This is a genomic window from Dyadobacter sp. SG02, from assembly GCF_900109045.1.
Taxonomy (GTDB): Bacteria; Bacteroidota; Bacteroidia; order Cytophagales; family Spirosomataceae; genus Dyadobacter.
Genome location: NZ_FNYL01000015.1, coordinates 114,096 through 138,904, shown reverse-complemented (window position 1 = coordinate 138,904; position 24,809 = coordinate 114,096). Strand labels below are relative to the sequence as shown.

Below are 24,809 nucleotides of genomic sequence, written 5' to 3'. Positions count from 1 at the left end.
GGTCAGGCGTTTTCGGTGATACGGTTGGCTACCGCAAAATCTTCGAGCAATGAAACGGCTTTCGCATTGCCGCCGGCTGCACTGAAGGTGTCGCGGATGTGCTGTGCTGCCGTCCGGTACTGCGGATTTTCCAGTAATTCCCGCATGGCGTTTTTTACATCGGCCACACGCAGCCTTTTATACCTTACTTTAATGCCGCAACCTGCATTTTCGATCAATGCGGCGGTATGGAAATGGTCGTAGGCAATAGGGGTAATAAGCATCGGCAGGCCGTTCATGAACGTGTCGTTCACGGTATTGAACCCGCCGTGGCAAATCACCGCATCCATTTTTGGAATAATATCTGCCTGAGGTACAAAGTCTTGTACGATAAAATTCTCCGGCCATTCGTCGATCACCGACGGGTCGGTTGCTGCTACGATCGTAATCGGCTCGTTACCGAATGCTTCGATCAGTTTCAAAAAGAATTCCTTACGTATATCGACCAGCAATGTGCCCAGCGACACAAATACTTTGGGTGTAGTGGCTTTGTCGAGACGCTCCCAATCGAACGGGGTGTCATTGGGACGACCCTTAACCGGCCCCACAAACTTCATATGCGGTTCCGGCTCCGGGAACCCGGCAAACTCTTTGGAAGTGAACACGATGTTCATCTGGTGCGAGTGGATCACAAACTCGTCGGCGTAAATGCCCAGCTCGCGTTGCAGCCCTTTGATCAGGTTCTGCTGCCATTCGAAAATCCTGGGCGCGGAGTTGGCCGTATCGCCCATCACATCGGGCGGTACGGGCGTCGTGGTTACGCAGGGGATGCCTTTGAGATGCGCCACCAATGCACCCGCAAAGGTAATGCAGTCGTTCACGATCACGTCGGGCTGGAAATCGTCTGCCACGCGCGATACGCCCGGCACCATGATGCGCGCGAAAGGGATATAGGTCTCTTCCAAAGCGAGTTTCATCACTTCGGGACCGGAGAGCGAAGGGCCGTCGTCCTGGCGTTTCAGGATGCGGGCGATCTCGTCCTGATGCGGCGCGAGTTCCGCTTCGGGCAGGATGTAGCGCCCGCCTTCGGGAATGTGCTTGTCGGCAAGGGGGATCAGGCCCGTCCACGCCACTTCATGACCATTGGCGATGAGGCTCGCGCCGACGCTGAGCGTAGGACTGATGTGTCCGAAAAAAGGGGGTACTACAAAAAGGAATTTAGCCATTCTGGAAGACATTAACGGGTATCTGGCCGAGCCACTGAGCCGCAGTTCGGGTGCCGCCAGCCTGCTCGAAAGAGGCCTGGATGCGTCGCGCCGCGAGCCGGTAACCCGGATCATTTAATATATCATTGACCGCATTTTTGAGGTGCGGCGCTTTGAAACGGTTGAAATTGAGCCGCACTCCGCACCCGTTAGCGACCACGCGCCCGGCTACGTGCGACTGGTCGTAGGCGATCGGGATCACCACGAGTGGTAACCCGTTCGATAATGCCTCGGAAATGGTATTATGGCCGGCATGGCACACTACGCCGTCGAGGTAGGGCAGGAGTTCGAGCTGCGGTACGCGTGGTTGTACCAAAAAATTCGCAGGCCAGGAATCGAATAACGTTTCGTCCGAAACCACTACTACAAACACCTCCTCGTCACCGAATGCCTCGATCACCTTGGCAAAGAAGTCCTTTTTGAACTGGTGATCGAATGTGGTGCCAATGGAAATCAGGATTCTGGGAACGGTTTGGGCCTTTAATTTTGCCCAATCGAAAGGAATATCGGCAATGCGGTTGCTGATCACCGGTCCCGGGAAGCGGTAATAAGCCGGCAACTCCATCTCCCCAAAAAATTCCCTGGAAGTGAAAACGAGTGTCAGCAATTCGGAAGTCGCGAGCGATTTTTCGCCTTCGATACCGAGTTCCTTTTGCAAGCCGATGATCTGTTTCAACTCCCATTCATGGATTTTGGGCAGATCTTCCATCATCTTCACGGCTGCCGGGGCGGTTACCGAAGTAGCGTAAGGAATATCGAGCAAATGCGCGGCCATACCGCCCGCAAAAACCTGGTGGTCGTTAATCACAACGTCGGGCTGCCAGCCTTGCAGGAGCTGCATCATGCCGTCGAACATGTAGCGGTTCAGCGGCACGAGCACTTCTTCGTACAGGAACTTGATGCTCTCGATGCCGTACACATTCTTTTTGGTAATGATATCGAGGTATTCGGCGTTGGCCTGCTTTTCGGAATCGTCCTGGTCGTAGCGGATCACCAGCAACTGGCCGCCGGTGGGCAGTTTGGACTGTAACTGTTCGTCCAGGCTGATCCACGCCACCTCGTGCCCCAATGCCAGTAACTCCGCGCCTACGCTGAGCGTCGGGTTGATATGGCCGGTGAGTGGCGGGACGATGAAGGCGTATTTGGGCATGTTGTCTGTCTTGTATGTTATGTGTCGTCGTGCTGTCTTGCATCGGCCCCCAGGCTGAAGCCTGGGGTTAGTGTATCGATCGGGACGAGTGTGCGTAGCGTCCTGGTGCTGTGCATCGTCGCCTCTGCCCACCCCCAGGCTGAAGCCTGGGGTTAAGTGTATCGATCGGGCTGAAGGTGCGTAGCGTCCTGGCGCTGTGCATCGTCGCTTCTGCCCAACCCCCAGGCTGAAGACTGGGTTAAGTGTATCGATCTGGACGAGTGTGCGTAGCGTCCTGGTGCTGTGCATCGTCGCCTCTGCCCGCCCCCAGGCTGAAGCCTGGGGTTAGTGTATCGATCTGGACGAGTGTGCGTAGCGTCCTGGTGCTATGCATCGTCGCATCTGCCCACCCCCAGGCTGAAGCTTGGGGTAGTGTATCGATCTGGCTGAGTGTGCGTAGCGTCCTGGTGCTATACATCGTCGCCTCTGCCCATCCCCAGGCTGAAGCCTTGGGTTAGTGTATCGATCGGGATGAGACTGCGTAGGATACTGGCACTGTGCACCGTCGCCTCTGCCCAACCCAGGCTGAAGCCTTGGGTTAGTGTATCGATCGGGATGAGACTGCGTAGCATACTGGCACTGTGCACCGTCGCCTCGACCCAACCCCAGGCTTCAGCCTGGGGCCACTCGTGCACCCCACACGCATGGCTTTAGCCAAAGCAGGCCAGCGCGTCAGCCACAATCACCTCCTCATAAACTCCCATCTCGCCTATCTATTACCGTCGGCTTCAGCCGACGGGTAAAGAAGCCGCTTCGAGAAACTTTTCGAGCTCCTTTCCAATTACCTCCGGTTGCTGTACCGGTATGTTGTGATCGCCCGGCGCCAGCACGAGCGTTGCATTCGGGATTCTCGAAGCCAGCGTGCGGCCCGAGGGCACGCAGTTGGATTCTTCTCCGTAGATCAGTAGCGTCTCGTGCGCAATAGCGGCCACCGCCGGATCATTGAAAAAGGCCTTTTCCGCCTCCATATCCGATCGGATGGAAGTTTCATTGAACAGAAACTCATACATCCGGTGGTTTTTCTCCAACTGCCGCTTGCCCGCGAGCAGGCGCGTCGTGTCCGCGAAGTTTTCGATGTAATGGATCAGAAACTCCCTGCTGTACGTGTCGATGATCGTGAGCGTTTCCTGCTCGCTGGGGTCGGGGCCTTCGATGATGGCCAGCTTGCCGACGCGATCCGGGAAACGGGTTGCCATTTTCAGCGCCACGAGACCGCCGTAGCTGTAACCCGCCAGGTGTGCCTGTCCGATGCCCAGCGCGTCCATCAGGTCGCGGAGGTCGTTGGTCATCGAAGTGAGGTCGTAGCCGGTGGGTACTTTTTCGCTCATGCCATGGCCCTTCATATCGAACAGCACTACGCGGAAATGCTTCGCGAGCAGGGGGGCGATATTAAAATAGTACACAGCCAGGTTGCTGAACATCCCGTGGACCATGATGATCGTTTCCTGGCCTTCGGGATTCAGTTCCTGTACGTGCAGGCGGACATTCGGCAGGTTGATTATTGGCATTCCTGAATGTAATTGATGATGTTTTCGAGTTTCAGCTGAATGATTTCGTCCAAATCCATATTCGACAGCCAGCCCGTGAAATCGATGTTGGAGCCGAAATGGTTTTTGACTTTTTCCGAGAATGCGACGATCTCAATGCTGTCCATTTCAAGGTCTTTGGTAAAAGAGCTGGCAGGGGTAATATCCATTTCCTCCACAAATTCCTCGCCGATCACCTCGGTGATGAATTGGTTCAGGGTTTCAAAAATCTCCTCTTTGCCCAGCTTGTAGTCCTGTATCAGTTGGTCCATCCGATGATGTAATTAAAATGTTTGATAGTATTGATCCATGTATCCTGAATGCGTAATGCATTCTCTTTAATCTCCTCAATTTGATAGACTTTCGGGTTGCCCATCAGTCCTTTTCCGAGCATTTTGCCGAATGCCTCCTTCGCCACCCAGCACCGCGTCATCCATTCGTCCTGGTCGCGGCCTGCCAGCAGCGCCAGTTCGGCAGGTGTGAACACGATCTCCGTAAAGCCCGCGCTCCGAGGCTGTATTTCTTCGATGTCGATCCCTACCGGGCCCTTTTCACTGGCAATCGCGACTGCTTCCAGGTTTTTGTGCGCAAGCGAAATATGGATGCCGCCCGTCATAGATCCGTCGAGGAACGGCTTGCCCACCTCATCCGACCGTATTTCAAATTCGATCGGGAAGTATGCCTCCTTACGTTCGCGCAGCAGGAGCATGCGCGTGGCGTCCTTCGCGGCCACCCGGCTGATCATCCATTCCTTCTTTTTGTTAGGCATTAACCCCCGTTGATACCGTTTTTCGGGCTGGTTGAAATATCTTTTTAATATAAAATCCCATGAAACAACGCGCTGATACGCATTGCGGAACAGGAACACCCCGGGCGCCACTTCGTCGGACAACACGTTTTGTAACGGGGCCATCGAGACGTTCCAGAGCTTGTCGTCGATTTCCAGGCGGCGGTTCTGCCAGCCGCGGATGATAGACCATACTTTTCCGTCGCGTTTGAGGATGAAATCGGCGGTAGCGGTATCTTCGGTAAGTTCGATAAGACGGCAGGTGCATTCGAAAATGCCTTCCTGATCTTCCATTTCGCCATAAAATTCCACCTCATTGATCTTCACCGGAAATGCGATACGGTCTTTGGTCAGCGTGAGTTGCAGCCAGAGGCCGAAGAGCTGTCCGGCATTATCGAGCAAGGAACCTTTGCCCGCGTCACCGGAAATGAGGCCTGTAATGCCGTTTTGAGAAACACTTACTACCTCCCGGATGCCCTGGTAAGCGGGGCCGTGGAACATATTTTCGCGGTAGATCTGCCCGGGTGTAATGTTGATACCGAGCGATTCACCGATGTCGTAGCCATTGGTTTCGGGCACGCCTTTCGTTTCCGAGAGCAACACTTCCGCATTGGCATATTTGTCAAGATCGAGGTAAACCCGGTCGGGGCTTTTCCACTCGCCGGTAACGGTTTCGCGGAACGGTTCTACCACATTCATCCATTGGAATACCTTGATCGCCATGATCTTCCGCACGCGTAGCCCGGGCGCCTGCTCGCGGGCAATGTCGCCGAAAACCTCGAAAATCATCGTCATCGGGATCACGGGGTCCATATCCTCCACGCAATGCCAGTTGGGCTTTTGTTTGAGGAGCGAATGGTCGATCAGCCACGGGCTGTTTTGCAGGGAAATGTCGAGCTGCTTTTTGAAAGGCAGGCGATCCTGCGGCGGGCGATCCTGCGGCAGGCGATCCTGCGGCGGCTGATGTTGTATTTGGTGCTTGAAACGATCCGGCTGAATCCCGTTTGGCACGCCCGGCTGAACTGTATTCCGGGCGGCAGGCGGCACCATAGGCCGATTGCGGATCAGCCCTGCTATTTCGGCCTGTACCCAAGCGATTTCATCTAGGTTCGAGCTTAATGCCCGCATGACCGGATTGGCCAGATCGTCCAGCGCAAGTTCTTTTTTCGGTTGGGAGAAGGTGATTTTCTTCAAAGCATCGAGCTGCGTCACGAATGGCGAGCCGAGTTGGAGCTTCATCGGTTTGCGCTGCGAAGCCTGCTGCGTTTCGATCCCCATGAATGCGAGGTCAATCACTTTTCCTTCCACAAACAATGCAGCCATCACACGCTGAATCTGCTGCAACCCGCCGCGGATTGGTACGTTCGAGGCGATGGCGCTGTACGGCTGGCCTTTTAATGTATCGTCCACAAAACCCACGAGCCCGCCCGAGCCTACCTGTACGAACATGCGTACGCCCTGGGTGTGAAGTTTGCCGATCAGCTCACGGAAGCGCACCGGTTTTACGAGATGCTCCACACTCAGCGAGCGGATTTCATCGAATGATTCCGGGTAAACATCCAGCGTTGTGGCCGACCATAGCGGAATAGTCGTGGGCTGGAACTCCATCGTTTCGAGCCCGTCCAGTATCCGGTCCAGCTTATCCTTCACAAAAGGTGAGTGGAAGCCGGACTGGAACGGGAGCTGCTGATGGAAGATTTGATGCGCACGCAGAATGGCCGAGAAGTCTTCGACCGCCTCAATCGTACCGCAGAGGATCACCTGCTGCGGACAGTTATCGATGGATAAGTAAATATCTTCCTTGCCTTCCAGCCATGGTTTCAACTGGTCATAACCGCAGCCTACCGCCAGGAATTTGGTGTTTTTTACTTCAAAAAGCTCCGGGTTGAGCCGTGTGAGCAGTTGTAGGACCGACGCCTCCGACGCCAGTCCGGATGAACGTCCCGCAAGCCATTCGCCAAGGCTGTGGCCGGCATTCATATCGGGTTTTATACCCAGTTTCTTGATGGCCGAGTCAAGTATCCTGCTCTTTTCCAGTAGCTTCATGGCCGTGTTGAAAACCGATTGCTCTTCGCTCGTTTCGCCGGCTTCGAAGCGTGGGAGGTTGAAATAATCCGCCACGCTGTCGATTTCCCCGCCCGCGAGACCATCGAGGCCGGGGAAGAGGAATGCGGTTTTGCCGCCGTTGGCAAGCAGGGGTTCGTTGGTATACCATATGTCCTGTTTGTTCCGCCAGATATTGTTTTTAGTAACTATTTTAATGGCCTTGGCAATGCGTTCGGGCGTCGGTTCGAAAACGGCCACGCGGTAGTTGCCGGCGCCGGTTTCTTTCTCGCCTGTTTGTAATGCCGTCAGTAACGCCTCGTGTGTCGGACGTGCGAGCAGTAAAACTTCATCGCGAGGTGGGACATTTGCGCTATTTTCAACTGCATTTTTGGTTTGATTGCGTGGGCTTTTGTCCCAGCCTTCCAGGACAACGTGCGCATTAATCCCGCCAAATCCGAATGCATTCACACCCGCATAGCGCGGCAAACCCGACTGCTGCCAGTCGGTAAGGCGTTTTACAGGTTCAAAACGTGTGTCGGCCAATGCTTCCACCGGCTCCTCGCAATGCAGGGTAGGGGGCAGCTGACCGTGGTATAATGCGAGTACGGTTTTAATTACCCCCGCAATGCCCGCCGCGGGCATTGCATGCCCGATCATCGATTTTACGGAACCAATACCCGCTTTCGTACCGCCATTTTGCGGCCCGAATACGCTCGCAAGCGTTTCGAGTTCGGTTTTATCGCCGAGCGGCGTGCCGGTACCGTGTGCTTCGAGGTAGCCGATCTGGTCGGTGCTGATACCGGCCATGTCCCAGGCCTGCCGGATGGCTTTCACCTGCCCGTGCACGGTGGGGCTCATCACGCTCGCGCCCGCGCCGTCGCTCGATACGCCTACGCCCTGGACCACGGCATAAATGCGGTCGCCGTTGGCCAGCGCGTCGGAAAGTCTTTTTAATACCACAAAACCACAACCTTCGCCGATGAGCAGGCCGTCGGCACGCTGGTCGAAGGGCCTGATTTGCTGATTTTTGGACAATGCGCCCAACTGGTGGAATATGCTCCAAAAAGGGGCATTCTGGCAGGCATGCACGCCGCCGGCGATCATCATATCGGCCCGGCCGGAGTTCAGTTCCTGCACCGCGTGGTCGATCGCGAGCAGCGAACTCGCGCAGGCTGCATCCAAAGTATAGGCGGTACCGCCCAGGTCGAGGCGGTTCGCTACGAGGGAGGCCGTAAGGTTAGGGATCAATCCCATGGCCGTATCCGCGGAGAAGCGCCCTTTTTTCTGCTGGAATTCAGCCTTAATCTTCTCTAAATCTTCGCTTTTGAGATCGGGGAGAATGCTTTGCAGTACTTCCACGATCTGCTGGCCCGTACGCACGATCTCGATCGCACGTGTAGCGCCCGGACCTGTGTAATTGCCTTTACCGATGATAATGCCCGTTTTAGCAAAATTGGCACCATTGCTGAATGCGCGGGCGTCTACCAACGCTTTATGCGCCAGGCTGAGCGTAAGCAGCTGCTCCGGCTCGGTACCTTCCACGGCCAGCGGCAGAATGCCGAACTGGATCGGGTCGAACTCGGCGTAGTCGTCAATAAACCCGCCGCGGCGGCAGTAAAACCGGTCCACAGCCTGGTGTGTGGCCGTTGCACTGCCGTTTTCTTCAAAAAACAGGCTGCCCATCCGGCTTTCGGGCACGGTTTCGATGGCATCCACGCCGGTACGGATATTTTCCCAGAAGGCGTTCAGGTCGCCCGCTCCCGGAAAAATACCCGACATACCGATAATGGCTATATCTGCATTTCTTTTCATGATGTTGTTCAATGCGTCGCGCTCCCTATTCGGCCATGATCAGTACCTGGCTTTCGGTACCGTATTTCAGTTCATTGACAAATGTCTCCATGCCGTCTCCCAGCGGGATCAGCGGGATGCCACGGCGTTCGTATTCCCTTTCGAGCGAAGGCGATACCATGCCGGTACCCTTCCACGGGCCCCAGTTGATGGCCGTTACCTTGCCTTTGATCTTCTTGCGCAATTCCCAGGCATATTTGTCGAGCACGCTGTTGGCGGCTGCGTAATCGGTTTGCCCGCGGCTGCCGTATACCGACGCTACGCTCGAAAACAGGGTCACAAATTGTACATCATCCTTCAAGTGTTCGGCGAGCACGCGCAACGGCGTTACTTTGGTGGACATTACCCGCTCGAACGACTCCGGCGTTTTCTGGTGGAACAGCTTGTCTTCCAGCAAGCCCGCACCGTGAATTACGCCGTCGATTCGGCCATATTGGTCGTATAAACCTTCCACCATCGCGATCAGCGCCTTCTCGTCGCGCAAATCCAGCGAGTGGTAAGTTACCGTCGAACCATTGGATTCGAGGGCCGAAATGGTCGCCAGGATCTGGTTCGCTTTATGAACTTCTTCCGTTCTCTTCTCGATCTCGGCCGGCGATTTGAACTCGCCGGAAGCGATGAGCCGTTTACGGATTTCTTCCTTGTTCGTCAATCCGGCCAACGACTGGTCGGCGCGTGTGCGCGGGTCGGCGGAGCGGCCTACGAGCACGTAGTTACAGGGGTAATCTTTCGAAAACCGCACGATCAGTTCCGCGGTAATGCCTTGTGCGCCGCCGAGCGCGAGTATCACCGATTTTTTGTCCAGGTGAATGTCCGGATCGGCACCGGTCTGGATTTCCGAGCGGATCATTTCCATGATCTGCCGTTTATCGCCCTCGTAAATCACCTCGCAAGGCTCGTCGGTATGCAGGATTTCCTTGAAGGTAATCTCAGCGATTTGATCCGCTGAAAGTTGCGAGGTAAAGCTCACAAGCCGGCATTTGGTTTCGTCGTATTCCTTATCAAGGCTTTTCAAAAGGCCCGCGTAACCCTGGAAGTGACGCAGCAGCTTCACGTCGGTGTCCTTTTCGAGCGCGCTTTGCGTGTCCGAAACGGTGTAAATCCATTTCACTTTGCTGAAATCCAGCTTTTTGATCAGCGAAAATGATTCGATGATGGTCGGTTTCAGGCGGGACGTAAAAATGTTGAGGATAATGAGGCCGTCGAAACCTTGCAGGGAATCATCGGGGGATATAATGCTCACCTCCGCGCCATTTCGCTCGAAAAGTGCTTTCACGGATGTTGCCACATCACCGGCATCGTCGGTTACCGCGAACCGTTTGCCTTTCAAAACCGCCGGGTTCAATGCCGGGATCGCCGATGGCGTCAGCTCGAACCGAAGGCGGGATAATTTTTCGTTCAATACTGCCTTTGGAGCCGGTGCTACATGCAGGCTTTCCGCTTTCTGAATAGAATCCTGCGCACTACCCAACGCTTCCGATAACCAGTCGATCAGCCCGTTCAGGGTTTTGATAGACGCCAGTTTTTCAACCAGTTCCTCGCCGCGTTCCTGGTAGATCCGGATCAGGCCGTCGATATTGTTTTTCAGCTCGCCGATGATCTCCATGCGCTTGATGGAGTCGATGCTCAGGTCGGCTTCGAGGTCCATATCCATGCCCAGCATTTCCTGCGGGTAGCCCGTCTTGGCACTCACCGCTTCCAGCAACACCGATTTGATGCGGCTTTCCGACCATTCTTCGATCACACCGTCCTGGGTGATCGAGAGTTTGCTCAATGGTACGTCGGCCGAAGTCTGCGCGGCAGCTACCGGAGCCGCCTGCTGCTGATGCCCGGTAATCCAGTTAATGAGCAGATTCAAGGTCTTAATGGCTGCCAGCTGTTCGATCACCGCCTCTTCACTTTGCTGGCCTGCTTCGAATCCGCCCAGCTGCTTGCGTAATTCGCCGATGATCTCCATGCGTTTGATGGAATCGATGCTCAGGTCGGCTTCGAGGTCCATATCCATGCCGAGCATTTCCTGCGGGTAACCCGTTTTATCACTGATCACCTGCATGACCAATGCTTTTACATCGATAACCGGTTTCGCGGCGGCCGGCTGGGTTGCTACCGGTGCTACTGCCTGTGCGGCGACGGCTTTCTCGATGACGATCGGCATCGGGGCGGGCGCATTACCGGCCAGCCCATTCAATGCAGGTTCGTGAATTTCAATGTTCCGCGAAGGCGGCACCGACTGGCCCAGGTAACCCAGTACCACGTCGCGCTGCGCCTGGATGAGGTATTTTACACTGTTCAGGTACTCGTGAACGACACGTTCGGCTTCGGTACCACCAACTGCTGCCGGTGCCGTAGCAGGCTGCTGGAATGCGGCCAGTTTCAGCGGCTCGGTTACCGGCAATGCGCCGTGGTCCGGCAGTTTGCCGTTCAGCGGGAGTGCCATCTGGCCGTCGACGAGCCAGGTAGTGAGGCTCTTGCGGTACTTTTCCGGCTTGTCGAGGTCCAGCACGCGGGCGTCGCGGTCTTCGAACAGTTTGTTAAAATCAATATTTCTGCCTGTGGCGACATAGCCAGCCAGGGTGTGCAGGAGCTGCACAATGCCCGGCTGGTCTTTGTCTTCGGTGTGGAGGCAGATTTCTTCTTTTCCTAAGATCGATTTGGTAAGGCCCGTGAGCACTTTGCCCGGTCCAACTTCCACAAAGATGCGGGCACCGTCCTCATACATTTGTGCCACTTCTTCCGAGAAACGGACCGGCCGCACGAGGTGATCGGCCAGGCGTTCCTTGATCGCTTCGGGCGACACGGGGTAGGGAGCCGCGGTGGTATTCGACCACACAGTCAATGCAGGTTCGCTGAACCCGACATCGCGAAGCACGGCCGCATAAAGGTCTCTCGAACCTGCCAGCAACGGGCTGTGGAATGCACAGGCAACTTCCAGCTGGCGGAAGGAAATTTTCAGTTCGGTCAGTTTCGCCGTCAGTTCCGCGATCGCGGGCGTAGTACCTGCGAGCACCCACTGGCGGGGAGAATTGTGGTTTACCGGGTAAATATGGTTGATCTCCGACACAATGCGGGTCAGCTCGTCTTCCGGGCAGTTCACGGCCACCATGGCGCCATTGTCGTCGCCAATCGCGTCGAGGATCGATTTTGCACGTTTTTCGCTCAGCGGAACGAGCTGGTTAGCCTCAAAAACACCTGCAAAACACAGCGCAGGCAGTTCGCCGTAACTATGGCCTGCTACCATATCAGGTTGTATGCCAAAATCTTTCAGCAATTCGGCAATCGCAAGGTCAACTACGCCCAATAATGGCTGGGCGACTCGGGTATCCTTGATTTTCTCCTTCTGAATCTTCGCCGATTGATCATTGAAAACGGCATCCGGGAAGATAATTTGTTGATATGAAGGATGTTTCTTCAATAGCTTCCGCATTGCCGGGAAAGCGACAAACAGATCGCGCGCCATATCCACGCGCTGGCTGCCCTGGCCAGGGAACATGAATGCTACTTTGCCGGAAATTGCATTTGTAAAGTAAATCCCTTTCGCCCCGGAACCGGCTGGTGCCAAGCTCTGATTCGCCTGCGACAGCACCAAATTCAGCTTCGCACGCGCATCCGCATGATTCTCAGCCACAATGCAAACCTGCACCGCCTTCTCGCTATACAAATTCAAACTATTAGCCACATCCCGCAACGAAACCGATTCATTTTCGAGAATATCATGTGCAGTCTTCAAAAGTTTTTGCGCTTCCGCAAGCGTTTCCCCTCTGAAAATCAGCAATTCGGCAGGCCACGCCTTCACCGATTTACCCGGATTTTTTGTGGAAGCGCTTTCGATCACCGCATGGAAGTTAGTCCCTCCAAAACCAAATGCGCTGATACCCGCCACGCGGCGGTTATCGGTCCATAGCGCAGGTTTGGTCTGGAATGCAAACGGACTTGTCTCCGGATTATAGTAAGTGTTTGGCGTTTTCAGATTGATGGTCGGCGGTTTGATACCGTGGTACACCGCCAATGCAGCCTTCATGAGGCCCGCAAGGCCCGCGGCGCATTTGGTATGACCTATTTGTGTTTTAACCGAGCCTAAATGCGTCTGGCTGGTCAATGCACCGGAGGCCAGCATCATTTCGGTCAATGCGCTGAGCTCGGTTTTGTCGCCCACTACCGTTCCGGTCCCGTGTGCTTCCACGAGGCCCAGTTCGGCCGGCGAAATGCCCGCCTGGTCGTAAGCGCGTTCCAACGCCTTCACCTGGCCCGATTTGCGCGGGGCGGTGAGGCCCAGGCTCTTGCCGTCGCTCGAACCCCCTACGCCTTTGATGACCGCGTAAATCGTGTCGCCATCGCGCAATGCGTCTTCCTCGCGTTTCAGCACCATCATCGCTACCCCTTCGCCCAATGCGATCCCATCGGCTTCGGAGTCGAATGTGGCGCAGCGCCCCTTGCGCGAGAGTGCATGGGTGCTGGAAAACATGAGGTAATCGTTAATGCCGTTGTGCAGGTCGGCGCCGCCGGCGAGCACCATTTCGGAACGTCCCAATATGAGCTCCTGGCAGGCCAGATCAATGGCCGCCAGCGACGACGCACAGGCCGCATCGACGGTATAGTTACGTCCGCCGAGGTTCAGGCGGTTGGTAATGCGGCCGGAAATCACGTTCGCCAGCACGCCGGGGAAGGAATCTTCGGTCAGTTTCGGTAACGCGTCGTCCAGTTCTTTGGGTATTTCTCCAAAAAACTGGGTGAAAAGCGAGCGGAAACCATAGTTATTGGCGAGGTCGTTGCCGCCTTCGGCACCGATGATCACCGATACGTTCTCGCGATTGTTATCCGCTCCGTACCCGGCATTTTCGAGTGCCTGCTTTGCCACCAGCAAGCTCAGCAGCTGAGTAGGGTCGATAGCCGCCAGCGATTGCGGCGGAATGCCGAATTCAACGGGGTCGAAATCGATTTTTGGAATAAAACCACCCCATTTCGAATGCGACTTGCTGCCGTCGGAAACGGTCGGGTCGTAGTACAATTCCTTGTTCCAGCGTTCGTCGGGGACTTCCGTCACCCAGTCTTTGCCAGCCAGGATATTGCCCCAAAACTCTTCGATATTGCGTGCGCCGGGGTAAATGCAAGCCATCCCGACGATCGCCACATTCAATGCTTTCTTCTTTCTTCTCGGTGCTTTCGGCAGGTTTGCCTGGCCGATATATGCATAGTTGCCGGTTGCGACGTCTTCGTGCAACTCGTTCATAGTCATGATTTTATCAAGCATAGCGGCCGCCTGTCCGATCATGTACATGCCGCGGCTCATTTGCTCTTCCTCGCCGATTTCCACCAGGTTATCGGCTTGTCGCTCGATTCCTTTGGCAGCAATGCGGAGCCGGCCGACATTGAGCTTTTCAAGCTCTGCCCAAATCTCCTTTTTATCCAGACCAGCCTCTTCCATTTTCGCTTTCTCCGCATTGAAATCAGCCGCGAAAGGCGATTCCAGGCAGCGCGTTTCATGGCCGGGAGCGGTTTCGAGCAGCACGGTTTCGGTATGTTCCAATGCCTGGGCCTGGAACTGCGGCAAAATGGCACCGGTAGCTACTGCTTCCTGCGTGTACAGGTAAGCGGTTCCCATCAGTACCCCGACTTTCACGCCCCGTGCGGCCAGTGGTGCCGCCATGACGGAGATCATCGCCGCCGAAAATGCGTCGTGGATTCCTCCTGCAAAAAATACTTCGAGCTGCTCGGTCTGCTCTTCCTGCAAAAGCCGGTTGATCTGTTTTTCCCAAAGCACGAAACTCGAAAGCGGGCCTACGTGGCCACCGCATTCTCTTCCTTCGAAAATGAACCTTCTGGCCCCTTCTTTCAGGAACATATCGAGCAATGGCGCCGACGGAACGTGCAGGAATGTCTTGATACCCAGCTTTTCCAGCGGTTTCGCCTGCGACGGGCGACCGCCTGCGATGAGTACGACCGGCGGCTTTTCTTCCATGATGTAGGAAAGTTGCTCTTCGCGCAACTCGGCGTCCGCAAAGCCGAGGATACCCACGCCCCAGGGCTTGTCGCCCACGAGTTCACGGGTTTCCCGGATGAGGTTACGCGCTTTTTCGCCTTTCAAAAGGGATAACGCCACAAAAGGCAATGCGCCCGCATCGGCGACGGCCGCGGCAAATGCAGGAACGTCGCTGACGCGCGTCATAGGGCCTTGTGCGATAGGGTAGTGTGTGCCGAGCGTATTTGCCAGCGCGTTGTGTGCCGCCAGCGGGTTAAGGTGTTTGGCCTGCCGCAAATGGCCGTACATGGCCTCCTTGAAGGCAAATACGAGCCGCGGAAGCTTTTTATATTGTTTGAAAAGGTCAGTACCGATGGCAATGTCCTGTCCCAGGGGAATGTAACCCTGGTCGAGATCGAGTGTGTGCAGGAACGGGCGCAGGTCCTCACGTACGGGTTGTGCGGGTAATGCGGGCGAGTTAGGTCGTACGAGTACGCGGAAGCCGTCGATTACGCGGGTTTCGTTTCCGTTCAGCTTTTCGCTGATGCTTTTGAGCGAAGTCGGCGCCGAGCATTCGGGGAAAGGAAGCAGCTGGCTGTCGAGCACCACGCCGCGACCGCCAAGGGCCGTGACCGCCGCAGCATTATGGACGCCGATCCCGCCTTGTACCCAAACCGGAATGTCGCTAACCTCCCTCATTATACGTTGAAACAGAATGAAGGAAGAATCGTTGCTCACGAGGCCGGTGCCTTCGTTGCCTTTGGCGATGACGCCCACCGCACCCGCTGCTTTCGCCTGTTTGGCTTCGGCTACGCTGCGAACCTGCATGATGGTTTGAACAGAAGTTACAGGTTTAGGAAAAGTCAGGCCATATGGTAGGATTGCTAAGGTAACTTGTTCAGGTAAAGGGATCGTACGCGGAGTGTTTTCGGAGAAGCATACGCCAAAGGGCTTTCTACTTTTGGCGACCATTTTTCCCAGCGCGTTCGTAGCGATTTGTTGATCTTGTCCGAGGTGGATCACTGGGAAAGCTCCGGCTTCCGAGAGCGCTAATGCCAGGCTCACATCCGGTCGCTCCATCGGGCCGATACCGATCATTTCCAGGTTTTTCATAACGTAGTTCTTTTTAGTAAGTCTCTATAAAACAGCTCAGTTTGAGGATGTTGGCTGGCGGGGTCAGGAGAATTACGGATGGTTTTAACTGATATCGTCCGGTTCATGGCGAAATATACGTAAATTATAATACGAGAAATTACTTCTAATGTCAAATTGAAATCTTACTACAAGAAATAGACACAGGTGTGGTATTTATTTGTGAAATAATTTCAACATTTTGACTACGCTGATTGACAACGAGATAAAAGCCAAAAGCCGTCCCGCTGGCAACAGGCAGCGGTGACGGCTTTTAATGAAGTCGGTTTGTGGCTACGGCCCGGTTTACCAATACTTTTTGAGGCCGGTCATGTAGAGATCGTACCCGCCTTTTCCACCCGGACGGTCGGAGGAGAAGATCATCAGCCCGTAGTTGAAATTCGACAACTTGGGAAGGATTGTGCGAGGCCACAATGCTTTCAATCGAAATCCTCTCCGATTCCTTGCCTGGGAGTTTTACCTTGTAAATATCGAAATTACCATCGCGGTCGGAGCAAAAATTCAGGCGGTCGTCCAACCAGGAGAAAGTGGGGTAGGCGTCGTTTGCGCAAAACTAATTTGTTAACACATCGCAATAGGCAAGCAGCCGCGCCAGGTCCTGCACTTTGCCAAAGTCGACCGGATTTTCCTTCAGGTAAAGTTCGATCTGCTTTTTATAAGCCGGGTAGAGTTTTTTTACGCTTCCGGCGGTAGGCATGTAGAAGCGGTTGTTGTTGTCGATCAGGTAATAGGCTGTCCGGTAGGAAAATACACCTTCCGCATTCGCATTGAGCTTTTTTGTCGTCGCAGCCTGGTCGCTTGAATAGGAGCGGTAGGTCGTGACGGACGAGGCGGTGTAGGAAATGCCGTACGGCCCGCCTTTCTCAGTGCCGATCCGGGCCAGTACTTCGCGCTTGCCCAGGCTGGCGCGACCATAGTTGCTTACCACCTCGCAGTACCCGAAACGCTTGTCGAAGCGGTACTGTTTATCGCCGACCGTAATGCTTTTCAAGATCGCCTTATCGATGAGTTCCAGGGTATCCAGTTTCAGATCGACAAAAAGGACATGGCCGCCGATGAAATTGTAATTGAAACGCGCCTGGGAAGAACGCCCGTCGAAAAACTCGGCCTTGCCGGTTGTGAACTGTGCGAACTGGTAGCGGTCGGCATAGGGAATGACCTTGTCGGGGTATTCGCCCGCTTTGATTTTGAATATTTTCCGGTCCTGTGCGAGCACCAAACAGGGCCAAGCGGCCAGCATGATCAGGAGGGTTCGGATTGTCAGGGCTTTCACGATGGCGTTTCGAGGGTTAGGTAAAACTAATGAATGCCAGATAAGCGATAATGATCACTGGAAACCCGCTTACTGTGAGCGCCCAGCCCGGATGCCCGGCGCCCAGGAGGAAATAGGCCCCGGCAGCGCAGGCGATAAGTGCCAGGATCGGGAGAAATACCATACCCTTTCCGGCGGAATCCTGCCCGCTACTGAACAGCGTGAAAAAGAGGAACAGCGCCGTTGCGGCGTCGATAAGCATGCATCCGTAAATGAGTGTTTTCATAGGCTAAATATTCAGTCTTTTAATTCGATCCAGACAGGCGCATGGTCGCTGGTTTTCTCCCACCCGCGTACCTGCCTGTCCACGCCCGCTGCGGCGAGCCTGGGCGCGAGTTGCGGGCTGAGGAGGAAATGGTCGATGCGGAGGCCGGCATTGCGGGCGAATGCGTTGCGGAAGTAATCCCAGAAGGTGTAGATCGTCTCGTCGGGATACAAGGTCCGGATGGCGTCGGTCCAGCCCTGGGCAACCAGTTGGGCGAATGCTGCACGGGTTTCGGGACGGAAAAGCGCGTCGTCGACCCAGCTTTCCGGCTTGTAAACGTCGAGCTCGGTAGGCATTACATTGAAATCGCCGGTAAGCAGCACGGGTTTTTCCGTTGCCAGCAGCCCTTCTGCATGGGCAATCAGGCGGTCGAACCAGCGGAGCTTGTAGTCAAATTTAGGGCCCGGAGCGGGGTTGCCGTTGGGAAGGTACAGGCCGCCGATGGTTAATCCGTTAATCTCGGCTTCGATGTAGCGGCTATGGGCGTCTTCCGGGTCGCCGGGCAGGATGCGGCGGATTTCGCGGGGAAGTTCGCCGCGCGAAAGGATCGCTACGCCGTTCCAGCTTTTTTGACCGTGCCAGATGGCCTTGTACCCGGCGTCCAGAATGGCCTGTTCCGGGAATTTCTCCTCGGGAGCCTTCAATTCCTGTAAACAAACAATGTCCGGGGCGGTTTCTTCCAGCCAGCGCAACAGCACCGGCAACCGGCCGTTTACCCCATTGACGTTATAAGTAGCTATTCTCATGTCTATCTGACTGTTTTAATAGGACAATGGCAGGATGACCACAAATGTCGTGCCCTTCCCGTGGTTGGCCTCCGCTTTGATAATACCCTTATGGTTCCGTACGATTTTTCGGCAATAGGCGAGCCCCACGCCCTCTCCCTGCTTGAAAGAGCCGGTCGGGAGGCGGGCGAAGATATCGAATACTTTTTCCAATTGGGAGTCGTCTATTCCAATGCCGTTGTCCTCGACCCTGATCTCGGCATAGGCCATTTGCAGCGGTTCGGGCAGCAGGTCGTCTATTTCGTGGAGCGCGAGTTCGCGGCTCGATATCCGGATGCGCGGCGGGTTCTCGTGGCCGGCGAACTTAACCGCATTGTCGAGCAGCTGGAAAAAAAGCTGCTCCATTTGCTCCGGCACGGCCGTTACCGATGGCAGGCGGTCGGTTTCCACGATAATGCTCCGCCGTTCGATCTGCGACATGAGCTGTGTAGTAACGTCGGCCACGACGTGGTCCAGGTGCACATGGGCAAATGCGCTACCGTTACTCAGTCCGGAGAAATCGGACAAATCCTTGATCATCATCGAAAATTGCTGGGCGCTGCTACGGATTTTCACAGCCAGCTCTTTGGCCTTTTCGGTTTCGTAGCGGTCCGTAGCGTTCACGAGCATATCGCTGAAAACGCGGAGCTTTCGGAGCGGTTCCTGCAAATTGTGGCTCGAAATATGGCGGTACTGCCTGTTTTCGTCGTTGGAAACCAGCAGTTGAGCCGCCAGGTCGTGCATGGCTGTGCGCGTGCGTTCCATAAGCGAAATGCTGTCGAGGTGGAAGGCGAGCAGCTCGGCAAAGAGGTGGAACATCCCGATCACACGCGGGTTCTGCAACTGGTTGGGCCTGGGATCGATGGCGCAGAGCGTGCCGAAAAATTCGCCGCTTTTTAATCTGATTGGCAGCGAAATGTAGCTTTTGAAACCATACATCCTGGGCGTGGGATGCCCGGCGTAAAATTCGTTTTCATCCACATGGTCGATCACCACGGCTTGTCCGCTGTCGCGGATTTCGTTGCAGATCGTCGTCCCGATTTCCAGCTCCCCGCCGGGCTTCAGCCCGAAGCCGATGTCGTCCTGCACACTGCACGCGATCCAGCGGTCTTCCGTCACGCGGGCTACGGCTGCAAACCCCATACCCGTTGAACGACAGATCACCTCCAACACAGTTCTTACAATAGGTATCTGATTTACCCTCTCAACATCGGCCAATAAAAAGTCGTCAGGTCGTACCATTTTTTCAAGGTGGGAATAGCGGGTAGATTAGTAAATTTAGGTGCCGGGTCCCGGATAACCTAAACTTACTTCTCATGAAAGTGTTCTTTCTTTCCCTGCTTATTGCCGTGGCGGCATATCTGATAGCGGCTGTGGGCGGTTATTATCTGATTACAAAATTATCTTCCAACTCCCATGACAAGTCGATGGAGGCCAGTATGACGCGCGCTTTTGTTTTGGGCCCCATTGCGGCAATTATTGTATTTATTGCGGCGTATCTGACGCTACGGGCAAATTGAAGCGTTTGGCGAGCCTGACAAGCTCCTCGGGCGTTGCCTGACCGAGCAGCGCATACTGTTGCAGGCCTTGTTTCACCTCGTCGGTAACGGTCCAGCCGCCCGCCGTGGCGTAATGCAGGTCGGCGCCGTGGTCCAGAAGCAGTTCGCAGATCTCCCACAGCTCGTAGTCGGCAGCCTGCGCCAGGATTGACGTTCCGCTGGTGACACCGTCCTGCGCGGGGACCTTGGCATTGGGGTCGGCGCCGCGTTCGAGCAGCATACGTACCCTTTCCATTTTCCCAGGCCTGGCAGGCTCCGAATTTTCACCGCATACAGCCATGTACAGGAGGGGGTAACGGGTACCGGCCTGCAATGCCCCGGGCGCGGCGCCGTGGTCGAGGAACCATTTCAGGAGCACAGGGGAATATTCGAGCGAGCGGAAATGCGTAGGCGTATGCGCAGGATCACCGTTGTCGATCTTCGCGCCGTTTTGAATGAGTATTTCAAATATTTCGATGAGCTTCGCGGGCTCGGCTTTCAGGCCCTGCATGACGGCAAAATCGAATAACGTGGTTTGCTCATGGCCGGTCTTGTTGAGATCGGGAACGTGCTGCGCCAGATCGGCACGCAGCTTTTCCGCATCGAGCGCCCCGATGTCCGCCGAAAGTTTTTGCAAGTCTGCGTCTTTGAAAAAGTAAGAACCATTTGCATATGCAGCATCGTCCTTTGCCCACATTGTTTTCTGCACTTTACTGACGATGGGGGACGCTATGAGCATGATCACACCTGTTACCACCGGTGCAACGCACATGACGAACACGAATATGTGCGTGAATTTGTAGGGAAGCAGGTTAATGCCTGCCAGAATGAAGAGCGGTACAAAAAGCATTATCAGGAAGCCTGCGGCCATGCGGTCGTCGGATGAGCCCGACCGGGAGAACAGCAGTAGTCCGAGGAGGATGGCAGTGTAGAGGCCCAGAAGGCACCAGCTCGCGAGTATAATTGTTTTCATGCCGCGAAATTAGGTACACGCGGTCACTCGCAGCGATTTGTAAATCAGCTTCTTATTTAATGGTAAGGCCGGCCGCCCGGTTGCCTGTCCCGCGATTACGGAGCTCCGGCCGGCATTACTGATGCCTGGCGATGAATTCGTCGAGCAACGCTTTTACGGGATGGTAGTAGATTTCCGCACGGCGGCTCGGGCGGATGTCCCAGCCGCGGTCGTAGTTGACGATGCATGCCCCGATAAAGTTGTTCGTCGCTTTCCGTACCGCAGGGTCCCAGATCGACAGTTTCGAAATGCGGCCCTTTTCCATGGCTGTTTTAGCCGGGGTTTTCAGGATCAATGCCGAAAACTCATATTGGTTCACAGTTCCCGAAAGCCACACGGCACCTTCGATCTGCGGATCGTTGCTTTGATCTTTTACTTTTGTACGTATCTGTGCCTGACCTTTCAGGGGCACGTCCGTTTTCTTGCTTTTGAGATAGGCGTCGATGGCACGCATCGCATGCTCCGCCGGGTCGACCCCGTCGAACTCGCTGAGTTCGTATAGTCTTTTGATTTGAAAATCAGTAAGTTGTATGTGTTTCCGATATGCTTTTTGCTTCACCATGTCCCTTCTAAGTAGCGCACCTTCAAACATACACAGCTTCCGGGACGGATTCAATGGCTTCTCCGCTTTTTGTGTCCAGGGGATAGAAATTTGGATTTATACCGATTCTTGATAAGGTTTTTGTAACCGTAAATTAATTTATGGTTATTTCAAACGTTTGTGATTGCCGGCATTAAGCTATCGGGTCGCGTATTTGAATAGTGCAATATATACTTCGATTGTTTTTTAATTTTTAGCCAAAAGTAAATAATCGAAAATGTGTCGTTTTTACACTAACATACCTTGGGGTAGAACTTGTACTACCCATTGCAAACGTTCCCGGTATCGTGTGCAGAAATAAATCTGGCAAAATGCTTGGCTGAAATGATGGGCTTAAATAGACTTGATCGTGGTTTCAATTGGACTTTATCAATGAAAACCGGCGACTGTCTTGAAATAGTTATATTCTAAATGACTCAATTACATGAGAAAACCACTTCTACTCATCTTCACCCTGCTGCTGGCGGCTTTGGCTGCTCAGGCGCAGAACCGCGTACTGAAAGGGGTTGTGATCGATGGCGTTTCTAGGGAGCCGATGCCAGGGGTTTCGATCCTGATTTCGGGTACCAGTTCGGGAACGGCTACCGACGCCGAGGGAAAGTTTACATTGAATGTGCCCGAAAAAGGTGCTAACGTGATCATCAGCTACGTCGGGTTTGTGAAACAGACGATCGACATCGCTAACCGGGGCTCGCTCACGGTGGTGCTCGAACCGGATGTGAAAGCACTCGAAGATGTAGTGGTGGTAGGTTATGGCGAACAAAAACGCTCGCACCTCACCGGGGCCGTCGCTACGGTCAAAATAAAGGATGTGGACGAGTTGCCTGTGGGGGATATTTCTTCCGCATTGGTGGGCAAGCTGCCGGGTGTGAATATTTCGGGTGGTACGGCACGGCCGGGTACGCCTGCGTCTATTGTGATCCGTAACCCTACGAAAGCTTCCAAAGACGGCGGCAGTAATTCGCCGCTGTACATTATCGACGACGTCATCCGTTCGGAAGCGGATTTCCAACTGCTGGATGCTTCCGAAATCGAAAACCTGTCGATCCTGAAAGACGGCGCGGCAGCCGTTTACGGCGCACGTGCCGCATTAGGGGTAGTGGTGGTGCGTACCAAACGCGGGAAAGCGGGCAAGCCTACCGTTAGTTACACGACTACCGTGGGCGTTTCGGATGCTTCGTATAAATCGAAAATGATGAACGGCGTCCAGCTGGCAACTTACTTGAACGATTTCAACCGCAGCCGGGGACTCGCGCCGAACGATCCGGAATATTACTCGGCCGACGAGCTTGAATATTTCAAAAACAACAATAATAACTGGTTCGACATGGCCTGGAAGCCTTCGCTGAACACCCGCCACGCGGTGAATATCAGCGGCGGTACGGAGCGGGCGACCTTTTTTGCAGGCGCTACCTATTTCGCGCAGAACGGGAATGTCGATAACATCAGCTACAAGAAATGGAACTTCCGCGCGAGCACGGATGTGAACGTGACCAAGCATATTAAAGTAGGGTTGGGCGTGAGCGGTAACCTGTCCGACAACAAGTTGTTTTACCTCAAACAAGGCGGAGAGAACGCTGAAAAGGACGTGACGAACCTGCTCAATACCCCGCAGTTCATCCCGCCTTACGTGGATGGCCTGCCGGTATTGCTGCCGGGCGGCTCGGGGACCACGGGTTTTCATTTTTTCGAAGCGCAAAAGCTGAACAACTACACCCGTGCCCGTAATGTGGTGCTGAATGTGAATGCTTATCTGGAGTATAATGTACCGTTTGTCCCCGGCCTGAAACTCCGCACGGTATACAACAAAAACCTGGGCAACGACTGGGGCAAGCAGTTCGGTACCTACTATAAGGTGTACGGCTTCTCGATGCTGGGTGAAAACAAACATATTTTCGGCGGCACGCCCAATGCGCCTACCCGCCTCAACAACGGCGACCGCCTGCGTTTCAATCCAGGCTACGCCGACGGTTACCAGCTGAACTTCAACCTGAGCTACGCCCGTGATTTCGGTCGGCATTCGGTGAGTGCGCTGGCACTGGTGGAGCAATCGGAGATTTATACCGAAAGCATTGCTACCATGAAGGAAGGCATTTTCGAAGGCGGTAACGATTACCTGATGTCGGCATTTGGCGCGAAAGACATCGGTCCGAATGCGGCCAACGAGAGCGGTATCCTTTCTTATGTGGGCCGTTTGAACTACTCCTTCGCCGACCGCTACCTGTTCGAGGTGTCATTCCGCCGCGATGCTTCCACGAAATTCGCACCGGAATACCGCTGGGGCACATTTCCGCAGCTGTCTGCCGGGTGGGTAATGTCCGAAGAACGCTTTTTTCGTGAAAAATTACCTTTCATCAATAACTTGAAACTACGGGCGTCGATAGGCTTTCTGGGCGGCGACCGCACTGCTGCCTGGCAATGGTTGCAACGCTACACGCCGCAGGCTTCGAATGGAGCCGTGTTCGGCGGCAACAGCGACCGCGCGGTGGGTATCAAACTGGAAAAGCTGCCTAACTATTTCGGCCGGTGGGATGATGTTACCAAAAAGAATGTCGGTATCGATGCCGCATTCCTGAACAACCGCTTGTCGACCACCATCGATGCGTATCACGACCACGGTTACAATTTGCTGACGACGCTCGCTTCGTCCGTACCGCTCACGATCGGTTCGGTCATGCCGGCGGAAAACTATGAAACCGTAAACTCGTTTGGTCTAGAATTTGCGACCGGTTGGAGCGACCGCATCGGCAAGAATATCGACTACAACATCGGCGCATTCCTGGCTTGGAGCGATAACAGGAACGTCCTCGTGGACGTGGCCGCAACCAACCTGGGCAGCTGGCAAGACCCTACGGGCCGGTCGAGCGACCGCGGCTTGCAGGGCTACCGCTACCTGGGCATGTTCCGCTCGCAGGAAGAGGTGGACCGCTACCTCGAAAAGAATCCCGATTACACGATTATGGGTTACGCGCCGAAGCCGGGTATGCTTTACTACCAGGATATCCGCGGCCCGCGCCAGACCGATGGCACCTACGCCGCGCCGGATGGCAAGATCACAGAGGACGACCAGGAATATCTTACCAGAAAGGAGAACAACCATTACACATTCGGTTTGTCGTTCGGTTTCGGGTTTAAAGGATTTAAAGTGGATGTCGTGACGGCCGGTTCTTTCGGCGGACAGGGTATTGTGGACGGCGACGCGCGCAAGAAAGCGGCAAAGGACATTTCCCGCCCCGTTTTCTGGGCCGACCACTACACGCCGGAAAACCCTAATGCAAAATATCCCGATCCTTACTGGGAAGAGACTTACTCGGTGGTGTCGTCGTTCTGGTTCCGCAATGCATTCGCATTCAACATGCGCAGCCTGAATGTATCGTACCAGTTAAGCCAGAATGTGGCCAAGAGGCTGGGGATAAGTTCCGCGAAAATCATTGGTGTGGGTATGAACCCGATCACCTTCTTCAACCCGTACGACTACAAGGCGGCCTCGGGCACCTATAACGTGTACCCGCAAATGCGCACGTGGTCACTGGGACTAAACCTTACACTTTAAAATCGGTATAGCG

Annotated in this window: 14 protein-coding genes; 2 read left to right on the top strand and 12 right to left on the bottom strand. The window is 54.6% G+C overall.

Going from position 1 to position 24,809, the window contains the following annotated elements:
* Window positions 1–2: 2 nt before the first annotated feature.
* The 10 genes from BMW93_RS35755 to BMW93_RS28625 form a co-directional block, all read right to left on the bottom strand.
* The gene (locus BMW93_RS35755) at window positions 3–1,205 is read right to left on the bottom strand and encodes a glycosyltransferase (protein ID WP_090384628.1); all 1,203 of its coding nucleotides are present in this window, start codon (window positions 1,203–1,205) and stop codon (window positions 3–5) included.
* A complete protein-coding gene (locus tag BMW93_RS35750; protein WP_090384626.1) occupies window positions 1,198–2,394 on the bottom strand; it encodes a glycosyltransferase in 1,197 nt (398 codons plus the stop codon). The genes BMW93_RS35755 and BMW93_RS35750 overlap by 8 nt, the downstream gene beginning before the upstream one ends.
* Window positions 2,395–3,161: 767 nt before the next feature.
* Entirely contained in the window at window positions 3,162–3,941 is a 780-nt protein-coding gene (locus BMW93_RS28660) for an alpha/beta fold hydrolase (protein WP_090384624.1), read from the bottom strand.
* Window positions 3,932–4,231: a hypothetical protein gene (locus BMW93_RS28655; RefSeq protein WP_090384621.1), complete on the bottom strand. Its 300-nt coding sequence runs from the start codon at window positions 4,229–4,231 to the stop codon at window positions 3,932–3,934. Before BMW93_RS28655 ends, BMW93_RS28660 begins: the two co-directional genes overlap by 10 nt.
* Entirely contained in the window at window positions 4,219–8,604 is a 4,386-nt protein-coding gene (locus BMW93_RS28650; protein WP_090384619.1) for a type I polyketide synthase, read from the bottom strand. The genes BMW93_RS28655 and BMW93_RS28650 overlap by 13 nt, the downstream gene beginning before the upstream one ends.
* A gap of 25 nt (window positions 8,605–8,629) precedes the next feature.
* Window positions 8,630–15,712: a type I polyketide synthase gene (locus BMW93_RS28645; RefSeq protein ID WP_090384617.1), complete on the bottom strand. Its 7,083-nt coding sequence runs from the start codon at window positions 15,710–15,712 to the stop codon at window positions 8,630–8,632.
* 592 nt (window positions 15,713–16,304) lie between these two features.
* Window positions 16,305–17,024, bottom strand: coding sequence for a hypothetical protein (locus tag BMW93_RS28640; protein WP_229240931.1), 720 nt, complete (start codon window positions 17,022–17,024; stop codon window positions 16,305–16,307).
* A gap of 16 nt (window positions 17,025–17,040) precedes the next feature.
* A complete protein-coding gene (locus BMW93_RS28635; RefSeq protein ID WP_090384615.1) occupies window positions 17,041–17,289 on the bottom strand; it encodes a hypothetical protein in 249 nt (82 codons plus the stop codon).
* 11 nt (window positions 17,290–17,300) lie between these two features.
* Complete coding sequence (gene xth / locus BMW93_RS28630; protein ID WP_090384612.1) at window positions 17,301–18,074, bottom strand: exodeoxyribonuclease III; 774 nt, start codon at window positions 18,072–18,074, stop codon at window positions 17,301–17,303.
* A 15-nt stretch (window positions 18,075–18,089) separates the two neighbouring features.
* On the bottom strand, window positions 18,090–19,334 hold the full coding sequence (locus BMW93_RS28625; protein WP_090384609.1) for an ATP-binding protein: 1,245 nt from the start codon (window positions 19,332–19,334) through the stop codon (window positions 18,090–18,092).
* A 74-nt stretch (window positions 19,335–19,408) separates the two neighbouring features.
* Between BMW93_RS28625 and BMW93_RS28620 the strand changes: the two genes are divergently transcribed.
* Window positions 19,409–19,612 carry a hypothetical protein gene (locus BMW93_RS28620; protein ID WP_090384607.1) on the top strand — a complete coding sequence of 68 codons (204 nt, stop codon included), beginning with the start codon at window positions 19,409–19,411 and terminating at the stop codon, window positions 19,610–19,612.
* On the opposite strand, the gene BMW93_RS28615 is transcribed toward BMW93_RS28620, so the two are convergent.
* Both BMW93_RS28615 and BMW93_RS28610 read right to left on the bottom strand, forming a co-directional pair.
* Window positions 19,578–20,603, bottom strand: a complete 1,026-nt coding sequence (locus tag BMW93_RS28615) for an ankyrin repeat domain-containing protein (RefSeq protein ID WP_090384604.1) — start codon at window positions 20,601–20,603, stop codon at window positions 19,578–19,580. The two genes, BMW93_RS28620 and BMW93_RS28615, sit on opposite strands and share 35 nt — an antisense overlap.
* 115 nt (window positions 20,604–20,718) lie before the next feature.
* Window positions 20,719–21,204: a hypothetical protein gene (locus BMW93_RS28610; RefSeq protein ID WP_090384817.1), complete on the bottom strand. Its 486-nt coding sequence runs from the start codon at window positions 21,202–21,204 to the stop codon at window positions 20,719–20,721.
* Window positions 21,205–21,667: 463 nt separating this feature from the next.
* Here BMW93_RS28610 and BMW93_RS28605 point away from each other — a divergent pair, with 463 nt between their 5' ends.
* Window positions 21,668–24,796: a SusC/RagA family TonB-linked outer membrane protein gene (locus BMW93_RS28605; protein ID WP_090384602.1), complete on the top strand. Its 3,129-nt coding sequence runs from the start codon at window positions 21,668–21,670 to the stop codon at window positions 24,794–24,796.
* Window positions 24,797–24,809 lie beyond the last annotated feature (13 nt).